The following is a 13327-nucleotide window of genomic DNA, read 5'->3' as shown; positions in this document are numbered from 1 at the left end:
CCTTACGCGGCCGACTCGGCGGCGAGGGGCTCCGGGACGGGGAGCAGCGACGGCTCCTCGGGGAGGGGGGTCGGCGCCGGCTGCTCGGACGCCTCGTGCGCCAGCAGGGCACGCAGCAGCTCCGTGCGCTGTGCCGGGGGGACCTCGGCGAGCAGCGTGGCCAGTACGGCGACGCGGGTCTGCGCCGCGCGCAGGGTGCCCGTGAGCAGGGCGCCCGCGGCGACCAGGTCGACCGCGCCGCCGCCGGTGTAGATCTCGGCGACCGGTCCGGCCGGCACCCGCGTGGTGACCGTGACGAGCACGCCCCGCGCCACGGCCTCCCGGACGGCCTCGACGAACTCGGGCGTGGCGTTGCCCGCGCCCGTGGCGACCAGCACGATGCCCTGCGCGCCGGCGGCGAGCGCCGCGCGGAACAGCAGCGGGTCCGCGTCGCTGTGGTGGGTGATCACGTCGACCCGCGGCAGCGCGGCCGCCCCGGGCTCGGCCGAAGCCGCCGGCAGCGGCAGCGGGGCCGTGCGCTCGGGCTCCTGCCGGGTGTCGACCCGGCCGAAGCCGACCTTGCCGAGGTGCCGCGCGGACGGGTCGGAGAACGCGTCGGCGGCCAGCGTCTGGGTCTTCACCGTGCCGCGGGCCGGGTGCACCAGGCCGTCGAAGACCACCAGGACGCCGAGGTCACGCACGGAGGCGGCGACCTGGAGGGCGTCGTACAGGTTGCCGGGTCCGTCGCTGTCGGCGGTGCCGATGGGGAGCTGGGCGCCGGTGAGGACCACCGGGCGCGGGTCGGTGTGGTGCAGGTCGAGGAAGAAGGCGGACTCCTCCAGGGTGTCCGTGCCGTGGGTGATCACGACGCCGTCCACACCGGGGTCGGCGAGCGCCTCGTGCACTGCGCGCAGCAGCGTGAGCTGCCGGACCGAGGTCATCCGCGAGCTGTTGACGTTGAACAGGTCGACCACGTCGACCGTCACGTGCTCCGGCACGGCGGCGGCGTCGAGGACGTCGCTGCCCGCCGCCTCGGCGGCGTACCCCGAGCCCTGCCATCGGCTGGCGATGGTGCCGCCGGTGCTGATGAGAGTGATCCGGCGCGGCCGCGCGTCGCGTATCCATTCCATGGGGCTTCGTCCTCGGATGTCGGGCTGTTCCTCGGCGCGGGCGTGCGGTGCCGCGGCCGTGGCAAGGATAGGAGAAAACGCCCGCAATCGGATTGCCGATTCTGGCTCGTCCCGCAATACCCGTGGTGGATAATTGCGCCATGGACGCCATCGACCTTCATATCTTGCGTGAGCTGCAGGAGGACGGCCGGCTCACCAACCAGGAGCTCGCCCAGCGCGTCGGCCTCAGCGCCTCGCCGTGCCTGCGCCGGGTCCGCCAGCTGGAGCAGGACGGCGTCATCCGCGGCTATCGCGCCATCGTCGACCCGCAGGCCGTGGGGCGCGGCTTCGAGGTCCTGGTCTCCATCGAGGTGCGCCGCGACCGCGAGACCGTCGAGGCCTTCGAGGCGGCGCTGCGGGACATCCCCGACGTCATCGAGGCGTACCGACTGTTCGGCAGCCCCGGCTGCCTGCTGCGCATCGCGGTCGCCGACCTCGCCGCGTACGAACGCCTCTGGATCGAGCGGCTCACCACGCTCGGCGGCGTCACCGAGGTCAACTCGCAGATCATCATGAAGCGGATCAAGGAGCCGAGGGGCCTGCCCGTCGAGGACTGACGCCCTCCGGCGTCCTCACCGGTGCTCCGGGTTCGGGAAGTCGAACCGATCCAGCCCGCGTCCGCCTGCGGCGGGATCGTGTAGCCGAGGTGCTGAAGGCTGTACAGCAGGTTCATCGCGCAGCGCTTCACGCCGTCCTCGTTGCCGGTGATCAGACAGCCGCCGACCCGCCCGTAACAGGCGTACTGCCCCTGCTCGTTGAGGATCGCCGAGCAGCCGTACAGCCGCTCCACCACCCGCTTCGCCACCGAGCTGTTGTCGCCCAGCCGGATCGGCGGAACACTCTGGCACCCCATCTGACCAGCAGTTCTGGCCGTCAGTTCACCCATGACACAGACCGACGGCGCAGGGGCAAGCACCCAGCCGTGCCCAGTGACAGGGCTGGGGGCTCGTTCCGGAGAGACAGCAGGTGTCAGTCGGCCGCCTTCACCTTGGCGGCGGTCGCCGGGGGCTTGAGCTGGACCCAGCCGGCCTTGCTCGGTGCGCCCTCCTCGTTGAGGAGGAAGAGCATGTAATGGCCGGGCGGGGCCGCGGCGGCGGTCGGCGGGGCCTGAAGCTCCAGGAAGTTGCCGCTGCGGCTCTTGATGCGCAGTTCGAGGTGACGCTGGCTGGTGTTGACCGAGTGGGTCGCGGTGGTCGGGGCCAGCAGTACGGCGTGGGTGACTTCGTTGGGTGTGCTGGTGCTCACCGTGATCTTCTCGTTGTAGCCGACGCTCGGGTTGAAGATCAGACCGAGCGAGGGGCGGCTGCCCTGGTGGAGGTAGGCCGGCTCGTAGATCTCGATGCTGCCGTTGTTGTTGTCGTTGATGTCAGGGTCGTTGGCGAGCTGCTGGAGTTCGTCGCCCGTGATCATGACACGGCCGTCCGGGAGGACCACGCCGTTGGAGTGGTAGCCGCGCGGCAGCCGCTGGACGGGGCCGAGCTTCCAGTCGCCGTTCTCGTCGCGCAGTTCGACCTGGCGGTACTTCAGGTCGGCGTTGGGGTTGTACGGTCCATTGCCGTAGTCGCGGATGTCGAAGGCGCCGTTGACGGTGAGCAGATTGCCGTTCGGCAGGAGCAGGGTGTCGTCCTGGGTGCGGCCGAAGGCGCGGGGCTTCTCGGTGTTCCACTTGCCGCCGGCCAGGCGGTAGGTGTTCGGGTCGTTGCGGTCGCCACCGAGGACCAGGACCGAGTCGGGGCCTCTGAAGCCGGCCGGCAGGGGGACCGCGGAGCCGTAGTTGCGCCTCCACTCCCCACCATCAGGGCCAGGCTTGGCCTCGTTGACGTCCGGGCGGTTCGGCAGGTCGGTCTTGGTGTCGGCGGCGGTGTCGAAGAGCCATTGCTGGTCCACGGAGCGGCCGAGTCCGTAGATCTTCCCGTCGCGCAGCGAGAACAGGTGCGGATAGTCCCACTTGAACGGGGCCTCGGTCTTGAGCTTGTCCACTCCCCAGCCGATCGGCTTGACCGTCTTGTCGAAGGGCACCTGGTGGGCCGCGGCGGGGAAGCGCTCGACGACCGGGGTGGGGGTGCCCCAGCCGAGCTCCGACTGACCGGACATGATCACCTGACGTCCGTCGGCGCCGGTGACCACGCTCGGGTACCACCGGCCGACGGACATGTCCTTGTTCAGGTACCACTCCTCGGCCCAGGGGTCGAAGACCAGGGACAGCTTGGCGCCGGAACCTCCGTTGCCGCCGAGGTTGCCGCCGAAGACGCCGAGCATGCCGTTGGGCAGGTAGGAGTGGCCGGCGCAGAAGAACGGGGCCGGGCGGGGCTCGTTCTTGCCGTCGGGCATGTTGATGACCGGCGGCTTCTTCTCGGTGAAAGCGCCGGCGCCGGTCCCCTTGGCGGGGTCCCAGATCCAGGCGCGGCCGGCGTTCTCCTTGCCGATGGTCTGGGTGGGGGCGGGCTCGTTCTGCGGGTTGGTCTCGATCCGCTCGAAGGAGAACAGCAGGACCTTGCCGGTGGGCAGCAGCGCGATGTGGGCGGCGAAGTCGGGGGACTGGAAGTACTCCCGGAACCGGCCGAACTCGGCGGCGTCGAAGGACGCGTTGATCTTCTCCTGGGAGGCGGTCAGCGACTTGAGCCGCTCCGTACGGGTGGTCTGCGGGTACTCACCGACATCGGCCAGGGCCTTCCGGGTACGGGCGTGCTCCTCGGCGTGCTCCTTGCCGAGCGTCGCCGCCTCGTCCGGGTCGACGGTGACCGGCGCGGTCGCCGCTCGGGAGGCGGGGCCGTAGGGAAAGGCGTCGCCCCCCTCGTCGTGACCGGTGTGGGCCAGTACGGGGCCTGCCGCCGACAGGGCCATGGACGCGGCCATCGCGGTGGCAGCGCAGACCGAGATCGCCGTGGCGAGCCTCCGGCGGGCGGGCTGGGGCGGATTGCTGCGGGACATGGGACTCCTTGCTGCAGAGAGGAGGGCGCAGCGGTTCGCCTGGGGGACGCATCGGAGGGCGGGCTGCGCCGGGACTGCCACGCGTTCACACACAGTGACGAGCTTCAGTGTTTCGGCGTATCAACCGGCTGTCGCCCTGAGGCATGCAGCCGGGTGATCCCGAGCGCCGAAAGCGCCTCTTCGCGCCTTGTGCGCCCCCCGACCAGCGTGTTTGCGGTCAACAAACGGGTGACGGATGGCTTCATCGGTCCGGTCTGCCCGTGGAAGGGCATACGAGAACTCGTACTTCGATGATGACTCCGCGCGACATCGGGCGTGGAGGTGTCGATCTCCTGGAGGGAACATGGTGGACGATCTGAAGCTGCGTGAGAGCGAGGACATCCAGGGCGATGTGATCGCCGGCTTCAAGAAGGACCAGATGACCCTGCTGTTCCTCAAGTTCGAGGACGCGGCGAGGGCGCGTACCTGGGTCAAGGCCCTGGAACCGCAGATCTCCACGACGAGGCAGGTGGCGACCTTCAACGCCGCCTTCAGCAAGGCCAGGAAGGCCTCGGAAGGCGACGACCCCAAGACCCTGAAGGCCACCTGGATCAACGTGAGCTTCACCTGCTCGGGGCTGCGGGAGCTGACCGGAAAAGACCCTCTGCCCTCCGTCAAGCCCGGCAGCGGCCTGGAGGCGTTCAAAGAGGGCTCGGACAAGCGGGCGCTCGGGGACACCGGCGACAGCTCGCCGGGGATGTGGCTCTTCGGCAACGGCAAGGGGCAGGTCGTCCACGCCGTGCTCACCGTCGCGTCCGACACCGTCCAGGATCTCCAGGCGACGGTCAGACAGCAGCGTGAGGCCTGCGCCTCGGCCAAGATCGTGATCGTGTTCCAGCAGGACGCCGCCACACTGCCCGGAAGCCGGAGGGGCAAGGAGCACTTCGGTTTCAAGGACGGCGTCAGCGAGCCCGGCGTGATCGGCTTCGACGAGCCGGACCCCGTCAAGCCCGAGTACGTCAAGGGCCATCACGGCACCCGGCTGATCCCGCCCGGTGAGTTCGTCGTCGGCCACGACCGGGTCGGCGGCGTGCCGCACGAGACACCCGAATGGGCCGACAACGGCACCTTCCAGGTGGTGCGGCGGCTGGGCCAGGACGTCCCGGGCTTCTGGTCCCAGGTCGCGGGGCAGCTGAAGGTGCTCAAGCAGGCCAAGGTGGTGCCGCTCGAGGCCACCTCGGAGTGGCTGGCCGCCCGCCTCGTCGGCCGGTGGCGGTCCGGCACCCCCGTCGCCACGTGCCCCAACGCCGACAGGCCCTCCAGCGCGCTGTCCGGCGACGACAACGACTTCGGCTACCGCAACGACCCTGAGGGCTTCATCACCCCGCTCTTCTCGCACCTGCGCTGCACCAACCCCCGGGACGGCCTGCAGGAGAAGCCCGGTGATCCGCCGTTCGACGAGAATCCGGTGATGGACCGCCGTCGGATCATCCGCCGTGGCGCCCCGTACGGCGCACCTTTCGACCCCGCTTCGGAGGGGCCCGGCGGGCCCGACGAGAAGCGCGGCCTGCTCTTCGTCTGCTACCAGTCGGACCTCGTGCAACAGTTCGAGTTCATCCAGAAGGCGTGGATCGACAGCCCGGACTTCCCACCCAACCGGACCAACAAGCCAGGCCCCGACGGAATGGTCGGGGCCGCCGGCAAGGTCAGCTACGAGACCCCCGGCAAGACCACTCAGCTGAGCCTGAGCCAGTTCGTCGTCACCGAGGGGTCCGTCTACGCCTTCGTACCCTCGCTGACCCTGCTCCGGCTACTCGGTGACGGCCGGCTCACCGACACGCCGCCCGCCGACGTCCGGCCGACCGACGCCTTCCTGCCCATCCCCGACATGCAGCGGGTCGACGGCAAGAGCTGGTACTGGGCGTACGGGACGGGCGGCGACGGTGACGCCGTCTGCCGGACCGTCGCCATCGCCGACGGGGACGAGCACACGGACGTCCGCGAGCGCCCCGACCGCCCGCTGACGACCTGGCCGTGCTACGCCGGGGTGAAGAAGGTCGACGCGATCCTGCCCGTTCCGGACGAGCAGCGGATCAACGGCCGCAGCCGGTTCTGGCTGTTCCACACCGTCGAAGGCCGGCAGGTCTACCGGAAGATCTCGATCGCCGACGGCGCCGAGTCCGGACTCCCGCCCGAGCAGGCCGCCGTGATCGACCTCCCGGACCGCTCGCTCTCCGCCTGGGTCTCGTTCAACGGCATCGAGAGTGTGGACGCCTTCCTGCCGGTCCCCGACATGCAGCGGGTCAACGGCAAGAGCTGGTATTGGGTGTTCCACACCCTGATGGACCGTCAGGTCTACCGCCTCGTCTCGGTCGCCGACGGCAGGATGCACTCGGACAACCTCGAACGCGGCGACCGCGGTCTCGACCTGTGGCGATCGCTGGACGGGATCACGCGGGTCGACGAATTCCTCGCGGTACCGGACATGCAGCGGATCAACGGCATGAGTCTGTTCTGGGTGTTCCACCAGGACAAGTACCGGATCATCGTGATCCGCGACGGTCACGGCCACGAGGACCAGGTCACGGTCGAGGACCGACCACTGACGATGTGGAGGTCCCTGACGGGCTGACCGGTCCGCCCCCCGAGCGGGTGCCGGACCCGGTGCGCCTCGCCGCGCCCGCGGCGCGGCGCACCGGGTCGGCGCCGCGGAACAAAGCCCGGCGCCGAAGCGGAAACGGCCCCGGACGCGCCGGGTCCCCTCGGCGAGGTCGGTCGCGACACGGGAAGGAAGCTGTTCGGCGCGACCCCGAGGCAGGACGTCAGGTTGAGGCCGCTGTCGTCGCGGGCGCTGCCGCGCGACGGACCTGCTTGATCCGGAGCTGACTTCCACCGGACCTCCGATGTTCCGGCCACGAGCTCAGCGGTGTTCGGGGTTCTCGAAGTCGAAGCGGCAGCCGGCGTCCCACTCGGAGCGCTGGTTGCCGTGGGCGGGGATGCCCCCGGCGTCTTTGAGCATGCGGGCCAGGTGCAGCTGGTTCCAGGTCATGAAGGTGGTGTTGCGGTTGGTGAAGTCGTTCTCCGGCCCACCCGAGCCCTCGTCGAGGTAGGACGGCCCGGGTCCGGCCGGGCCGACCCAGCCCGCGTCCGCCTGCGGCGGGATGACGTATCCGAGGTGCTGGAGGCTGTAGAGGACGTTCATCGCGCAGTGCTTGGCGCCGTCCTCGTTGCCGGTGATCAGGCAACCGCCCACACGACCGTAGTAGGCGTACTGGCCCTGCTCGTTGAGGATCGACGAGCAGGCGTACAGACGCTCGATCACCTTCTTCATGACCGAGGAGTTGTCTCCCAGCCACACAGGCCCCGCCAGGGTCAGGATGTCGGCGGCCATCACCTGCGAGTAGATCACCGGCCACTCGTCCGTCTCCCACCCGTGCTCCGTCATGTCCGGCCAGACACCGGTCGCGATGTCGATGTCCACAGCCCTGAGCACCTCGACCTGCACGCCCTGGCGCTCCATGATCCCGGTGCTGATGTCGATCAGCCCCTGTGTATGGCTGCGCTCCGGGGAACGTTTCAGTGTGCAGTTGATCACCAGGGCGCGCAGGTCGGCGTACGACGTCGTTGAGTCCGGCACGGAATCCTCCTCCATACGCTCCGGGAGTCCGGTGCGAAGGCGCCGACGATCTCCCAGTACAGCTCACCAGGCCTTCGCCCCGGACGCTCGCGGAGCTGTGCCGTTTGCCTGACGGTCCGCTCTCCGGTCCGCCGGCCCAAGACGACGTCCGGAATGCGAAGCGCCCGACAGCGGGAGCATCGGTCAGCCGGAAGATCTCGGAGATGTCGGGCTTCGGGCTGAACCCCGACCACGCGGCGACCCTTCGGGCCTGCCCCGCGGGGCAGGCGCACCGCCCGGCGCGTCCGCCCCGCGCCCGACGTCACCCGACGGGACGCACGAACCGCAGGGTGCGCAGCTCGAACGGTCGCAGCCGCAGCGCCACCCCGCCGTCCTCCGCCCCCTCGGCCGACTCGCCGGGCAGCGGCCGTTCGAGCAGGTCGCAGACGTGCACGCCGGTGTGCTCGAACGCGGTCGCCAGCCGGGCCGCGACCCGGCCGCCGTGCGCCTCGTACACCCGCACCACCACGTCGCCGCTGCCGTCGTCCGCCAGCTTCACCGCGCTGACGACCACGGCGTCCTCGTCCACCGCCACCAGCGGCCGCACCTCCGCGTCGCCGGGCACCCGGCGCTCCGGCAGGCCGATGCCGTACCCCTCGCGGACCGCGTCGCCGACCGACGCCCCCGGCGCCAGGGCGTGACGGAAGCGGTGCACGCCCTGGTCGGTGTGCGGGTCGGGGAACCGCGGGGCGCGCAGCAGGGAGACCCGTACGGTCGTGGTCGTGCCGCCGTCCTCGGGCCGGACCGTGCGCGTGATGTCGTGCCCGTACGTGGACGCGGTCACCAGACCGACGCCGAAGCCGGGCTCCTCCAGATGTACGAAGCGGTGGTTGCACGCCTCGAACTTGGCGGCCTCCCAACTGGTGTTGGTGTGCGTCGGCCGGTACAGATGGCCGAACTGCGTCTCCGCCGCGTACCGGTCGGTGTGCAGGTCCAGCGGGAACGCGGCCTTCAGGAACTTCTCCGTCTCGTGCCAGTCGACCTCCGCGTCCAGGTCGAGGCGGCGCGCCCCGGCCGCCAGCGTCAGCGTCTGCACCGCCCGCGACGCGCCGAACGACCGGGTCACCCGCACCGACACCGACCGCGGAGTGTCCACCGACACCGCGACCTCGTCCGCGTCCGTGAGGTCGGTGACCGTGTTCCGGTAGAACTGGTCGACGTCCCAGGCGTCCCACATGTTCGGGAAGTCGGGGTGGAGCTGCAGCAGGTTCGCCGCCCGGCCCGGCGCGACCGCCTCCCGCCCGCTGCCCAGGTCGCGCACCGAGACGGCGAGCCCCCGCCCGTCCACCTCGACCCGCAGCAGCCCGTTCTCCAAGACGTATCCGCCGCCCTCCCGCGCCCGTACCGCGCACACCGCGCCGGCCGGCTCCGCGACCGCGGGCCGGGCGCCGCCCGCCGGTACCCCGGCCCGCTCGTGCGGGGCCGCGTTGAACACCACCTCGCCGCCCGCCGAGCCGTCCCCGGCGAGCGCCCGCTGCGCCGCCCCGACGATCCCGGTCAGCTCCTCGGCCACCGCCGCGTACGTGCGCTCCGCCTCACGGTGCACCCAGGCGATCGACGAACCCGGCAGGATGTCGTGGAACTGGTGCAGCAGCACCGTCTTCCAGATCCGGTCCAACTGCTCGTACGGGTAGGGGAATCCGGCCCGCACCGCCGCCGTCGCCGCCCACAGCTCGGCCTCCCGCAGCAGGTTCTCGCTCGCCCGGTTGCCCTGCTTGGTGCGGGCCTGGCTGGTCAGCGTCGCCCGGTGCAGCTCCAGGTACAGCTCCCCGACCCACACCGGGGCGTCCGGGTACTCGGCCTCCGCCCGCGCGAAGAACTCCGCCGGACGTTCCCAGCGCACCCGCGGCGAGCCCTCCAGGTCCCGCAGCCGCGCCGCCTTGGCGACCATCTCGCGGGTCGTGCCGCCCCCGCCGTCGCCCCAGCCGGTCGGCGCGATCGAGTGCCGGGCCCGCCCCTTGTCCTTGAAGTTCCGCACTGCGTGGGCAAGTTGGTGCCCCTCCATCGCGCAGTTGTAGGTGTCGATCGGCGGGAAGTGGGTGAAGATCCGCGTCCCGTCGATGCCCTCCCACCAGAAGGTGTGGTGCGGGAAGCTGTTCACCTGGCTCCATGAGATCTTCTGCGTCAGCAGCCTCGTCGACCCCGCCGCCCGGATGATCTGCGGCAGCCCGCCCGCGAAACCGAAGGTGTCGGGCAGCCACGCCTCGGTGTTCTCCACGCCGAACTCGTCCATGAAGAACCGCTTGCCGTGCACGAACTGACGGGCCATCGCCTCCGACCCCGGCATGTTCGTGTCCGACTCCACCCACATCCCGCCCGCCGGCACGAACCGGCCCTCCGCCACGGCCTTCTTGACCCGGGCGTACACCTCCGGCCGGTGCTCCTTGATCCACGCGTACTGCTGCGCCTGCGACATCGTGTAGACGAAGTCCGGCTCGGCTTCCAGGAGCGCCGTCATGTTCGCCGTCGTCCGCGCCACCTTGCGGACCGTCTCGCGCAGCGGCCACAGCCACGCCGAGTCGATGTGGGCGTGCCCGACCGCGCTGATCCGGTGCGCCGACGGCTCCGCCGGCGTCGCCAGGACCCCCTCCAGTTCCGCCCGGGCCGCCGCGGCCGTGCCGTTCACGTCCTGCAGGTCGATCGCGTCCAGCGCCCGGTCCACCGCCCGCAGGACGTCCCAGCGCCGCGCCCCCTCCACCGGCAGCTCGGCCATCAGCTCGCCCAGCACCTCCAGGTCCATGACCAGCTGCCACACCGTCTCGTCGAAGACGGCCAGTTCCAGCCGCTCCAGGCGGTACTGCGGCTCCGTGCCCGCCGTCTCCTTCTCGCCCAGCTCCGTCGGCAGGAACGGGTGGTAGTCCAGGACCACCGGATTGGACGCCGCCTCCACATGCAGCAGCACCTCCTCGCCGCCCACCGCGGGAGAGGCCACCCGCACCCACTGGTTCCGCGGATGCAGGCCCTTCACCGGTGTGCCGTCGGGCCTGTACACCAGGCCCTCGCACTGGAAGCCCGGCATGTTCTTGTCGAAACCCAGATCGATCAGCGCCTCGACGGTCCGGCCCGCCCACACCTCCGGCACCATCCCCGACACCGTCAGCCAACTGGTGCCCCACGGCGCACCCCAGCGGGCGCCGGCGGCGATCGGGGTGCGGGGGGCGGCCAGGCCCTCCGCCACCGGCACCGGTTCGTCCGGGACGGTCCAGATACCGGCCTCCAGGGGGACCGACTCCGGGTACACGGCGGGGCGGATGCGCTCCTCGAGGACGCGCTTGAGACGGGACTCGATCAGACTGCGGTCACTGTGCATGGCGGACGCTCCAGAGGACGCGGGCGGAGGGAAGCAGCAGTCGGGCGGCGGATCGACGGGGCAGGAACACGGATCGACGGGGCAGGACGCGAGTTCGCAGAGGCAGGATTCAGCAGACCGGGCGGGAAACGGGAGACACGGACCGGCCGACTCCGGTCTCCTCGACCGTGACGAGCTCAGTGATACCCCGCGCGGCCAGATGCGCTCGGTCCGCGGCGCGCCCGGCGAGCACGGTCGTCGGCCGCGCCCCGTCGGCCGCGAGCCGCATGAACGCCTCGAACACCGGCCCGCCGGGACCGCACACCGCGCGCTCGGCCGGGTCCTCGGGCAGGTCGACGACGAGCGCTGTGGTGCGCGGCGCCGGCGGCTCGTACGCGCCGGCCCGCAGCTCCGCCACGAGCGCGGCCAGCTCCCGGCCGACCGGTTTGACCGTGCGGTCGTTGGCGAGCAGGCCCAGGGTGTACTCCAGCTCGGGGAAGTCGGCCAGGGCCCGGTCCACGTCGTGGGAGCACCACCAGGTCACGCCCCACACGTCCGGGCAGTCGAGCGCCGCCGCCACCGTCGTCCGCGTGAACGCGGCGGCGCGGTCCGGCGGCACGTGCGGGGCGGGCGCACCGACCTCCTGCAGCCAGACCGGCCGGTGCGGGTCCTCGGCCCAGGCCTTCGACAGCTCGATCAGGTACGCGGCGTGCTGCCCGGCCGCCGTGGACCCGGACCCGTACCGCTGGGCGGTCCCGTTGAAGACCCAGGAGTGCACGGCCGTCGCCGCACCCAGCCGGGCCGCGTGCGCCGGGGTGAACGGGTGCCCGTCGACGTACCAGGCGGCGTCGTACGCGGCGTGCAGGTGCAGCCGCCCCGGCGCGCCCTCCTCGCAGGCGGCCAGCATCCGGCGCAGCCAGCGCCCGGCCTGCTCCGGAGTGATCCGGTCGGGGTCCGGGTGTGGATCGCCCGAGAACTGGTTGATCTCATTGCCCAACGTCATGCCGAGGAACCCAGGCCGGTCCGCCAGGGCTTCGGCGAGCGTGCGCAGATAGGCGGCCTGGCCGTCCAGGACGTCCGGATCGGTGAAGATGTTCCGCCGGTGCCAGGTCACGGTCCACGACGGCTGGAAGTCGAAACTGGACAGATGTCCCTGCAGGCCGTCCACCGCGAAGGCCAGACCGCGGTCGGCGGCCGCGTCGGCGAGCTGCACCAGCTGCTCCACGGCGCGCGGCCGGATCAGGGTGCGGTTGGGCTGGAACAGCGGCCAGAGCGGAAAGACACGGACATGGTCGAGGCCGAGGGCGGCGATCGAGTCCAGGTCGGCGCGGACGTCGTCGAGGTCGAAGTCGAGCCAGTGGTGGAACCAGCCCTTGCTGGGTGTGTAGTTGACGCCGAAACGGGGGGATGTGGTCATGCGCGGCAGCGGGTCCTCTCCTGAGCTTGTGCGGTGAACGCTCACCCCTTGATCGCGCCCTCCTCCACGCCCTTGAAGAAGAACCGCTGCAGCGAGGCGAACACGATCACGACGGGAAGGAAGGCGATCATGGTGCCCGCCGCGATCAGCCGGGGGTTCGCGGTGAACGTGCCGTCGAGGTACTGGAGTCCGACGGTGAGCGTGTAGCGGTCGGGGTCGTTCAGCACGATCAGCGGCCACAGGAAGTCGTCCCAGGCCCCGATGAACGTGAAGATCACGACCACGCTGAGCATGCCCCGGACGTTCGGCAGACCCACATGGACCAGGCGCTGCCACGCGTTCGCCCCGTCGACCAGGGCCGCCGCGTCCAGATCGGGCGGAACCGCCTGGAAGGCGGTGTACATGAGCAGCACGTTCAACATGGCGATGGCCCCGGGCAGGGCCACGCCGGTGAGCGTGTCGGTCAGGCCCATGCTGCGCACGGTCACGTACTGGGAGACGATCGTGACCTCGCCGGGCAGCACCAGGGTGGCGAGGAACAGGCCGGTCACCAGCCGCATCCCGCGGAACCGCAGCTTGGACAGGGCGAAGCCGGCCAGCGTCGCGCCGACCGCGTTGCCGAACACCGCGACCGCGGCGACGGTGAGCGAGTTCGCCGCGTACGTCCAGACCGGGATGGTCTCGGCGACCCGCGCGTAGTTCGAGAACGTGAGGTCCTCGGGAAAGAACGTCGGGATGCGGGAGTACACGTCCTCGCGCGGGCCCTTGAGCGAGGTGGACAGCTGCCACAGGAACGGGCCGATGGTGAGCACCAGGACCAGGACCAGGAGCAGATAGCGGCCCGCCTTCCCGGCCGGGCGGAGCGCGCCGAATCCCCGTGCGGGCAT

Annotated in this window: 8 protein-coding genes and 1 pseudogene; 2 read left to right on the top strand and 7 right to left on the bottom strand. The window is 70.9% G+C overall.

Annotated elements, in window-relative coordinates:
* Window positions 1-2 precede the first annotated feature (2 nt).
* Window positions 3-1109, bottom strand: a complete 1107-nt coding sequence (locus ACGFMM_RS31910) for an asparaginase (RefSeq protein WP_393649956.1) — start codon at window positions 1107-1109, stop codon at window positions 3-5.
* A 140-nt stretch (window positions 1110-1249) separates the two neighbouring features.
* Here ACGFMM_RS31910 and ACGFMM_RS31905 point away from each other — a divergent pair, with 140 nt between their 5' ends.
* Entirely contained in the window at window positions 1250-1705 is a 456-nt protein-coding gene (locus ACGFMM_RS31905; protein WP_393649955.1) for an Lrp/AsnC family transcriptional regulator, read from the top strand.
* A 44-nt stretch (window positions 1706-1749) separates the two neighbouring features.
* On the opposite strand, the pseudogene ACGFMM_RS31900 reads toward ACGFMM_RS31905, so the two are convergent.
* Together ACGFMM_RS31900 and ACGFMM_RS31895 are read right to left on the bottom strand one after the other, a co-directional pair.
* A pseudogene (locus ACGFMM_RS31900) lies at window positions 1750-1980 on the bottom strand (flavodoxin family protein); the annotation flags it as partial.
* Window positions 1981-2117: 137 nt separating this feature from the next.
* Window positions 2118-4079, bottom strand: a complete 1962-nt coding sequence (locus tag ACGFMM_RS31895; RefSeq protein ID WP_393649954.1) for a galactose oxidase-like domain-containing protein — start codon at window positions 4077-4079, stop codon at window positions 2118-2120.
* Window positions 4080-4422: 343 nt separating this feature from the next.
* Between ACGFMM_RS31895 and ACGFMM_RS31890 the strand changes: the two genes are divergently transcribed.
* Window positions 4423-6690 carry a Dyp-type peroxidase gene (locus tag ACGFMM_RS31890; RefSeq protein ID WP_393649953.1) on the top strand — a complete coding sequence of 756 codons (2268 nt, stop codon included), beginning with the start codon at window positions 4423-4425 and terminating at the stop codon, window positions 6688-6690.
* Window positions 6691-6978: 288 nt separating this feature from the next.
* Here the strand turns inward: ACGFMM_RS31890 and ACGFMM_RS31885 are convergent, their stop codons facing one another.
* The 4 genes from ACGFMM_RS31885 to ACGFMM_RS31870 all read right to left on the bottom strand — a co-directional run bounded on the left by ACGFMM_RS31885 (window position 6979) and on the right by ACGFMM_RS31870 (window position 13327).
* Window positions 6979-7710, bottom strand: coding sequence for a flavodoxin family protein (locus ACGFMM_RS31885; RefSeq protein ID WP_393649952.1), 732 nt, complete (start codon window positions 7708-7710; stop codon window positions 6979-6981).
* 286 nt (window positions 7711-7996) lie between these two features.
* On the bottom strand, window positions 7997-11044 hold the full coding sequence (locus ACGFMM_RS31880) for an alpha-mannosidase (protein WP_393649951.1): 3048 nt from the start codon (window positions 11042-11044) through the stop codon (window positions 7997-7999).
* A 109-nt stretch (window positions 11045-11153) separates the two neighbouring features.
* On the bottom strand, window positions 11154-12440 hold the full coding sequence (locus tag ACGFMM_RS31875; RefSeq protein ID WP_393649950.1) for a glycosyl hydrolase: 1287 nt from the start codon (window positions 12438-12440) through the stop codon (window positions 11154-11156).
* A gap of 41 nt (window positions 12441-12481) precedes the next feature.
* Window positions 12482-13327, bottom strand: a complete 846-nt coding sequence (locus ACGFMM_RS31870) for a carbohydrate ABC transporter permease (protein WP_393649949.1) — start codon at window positions 13325-13327, stop codon at window positions 12482-12484.

This window comes from Streptomyces sp. NPDC048604 (assembly GCF_043199435.1).
Classification (GTDB): Bacteria; Actinomycetota; Actinomycetes; order Streptomycetales; family Streptomycetaceae; genus Streptomyces.
This window is presented reverse-complemented; position numbering and strand designations above follow the sequence as displayed.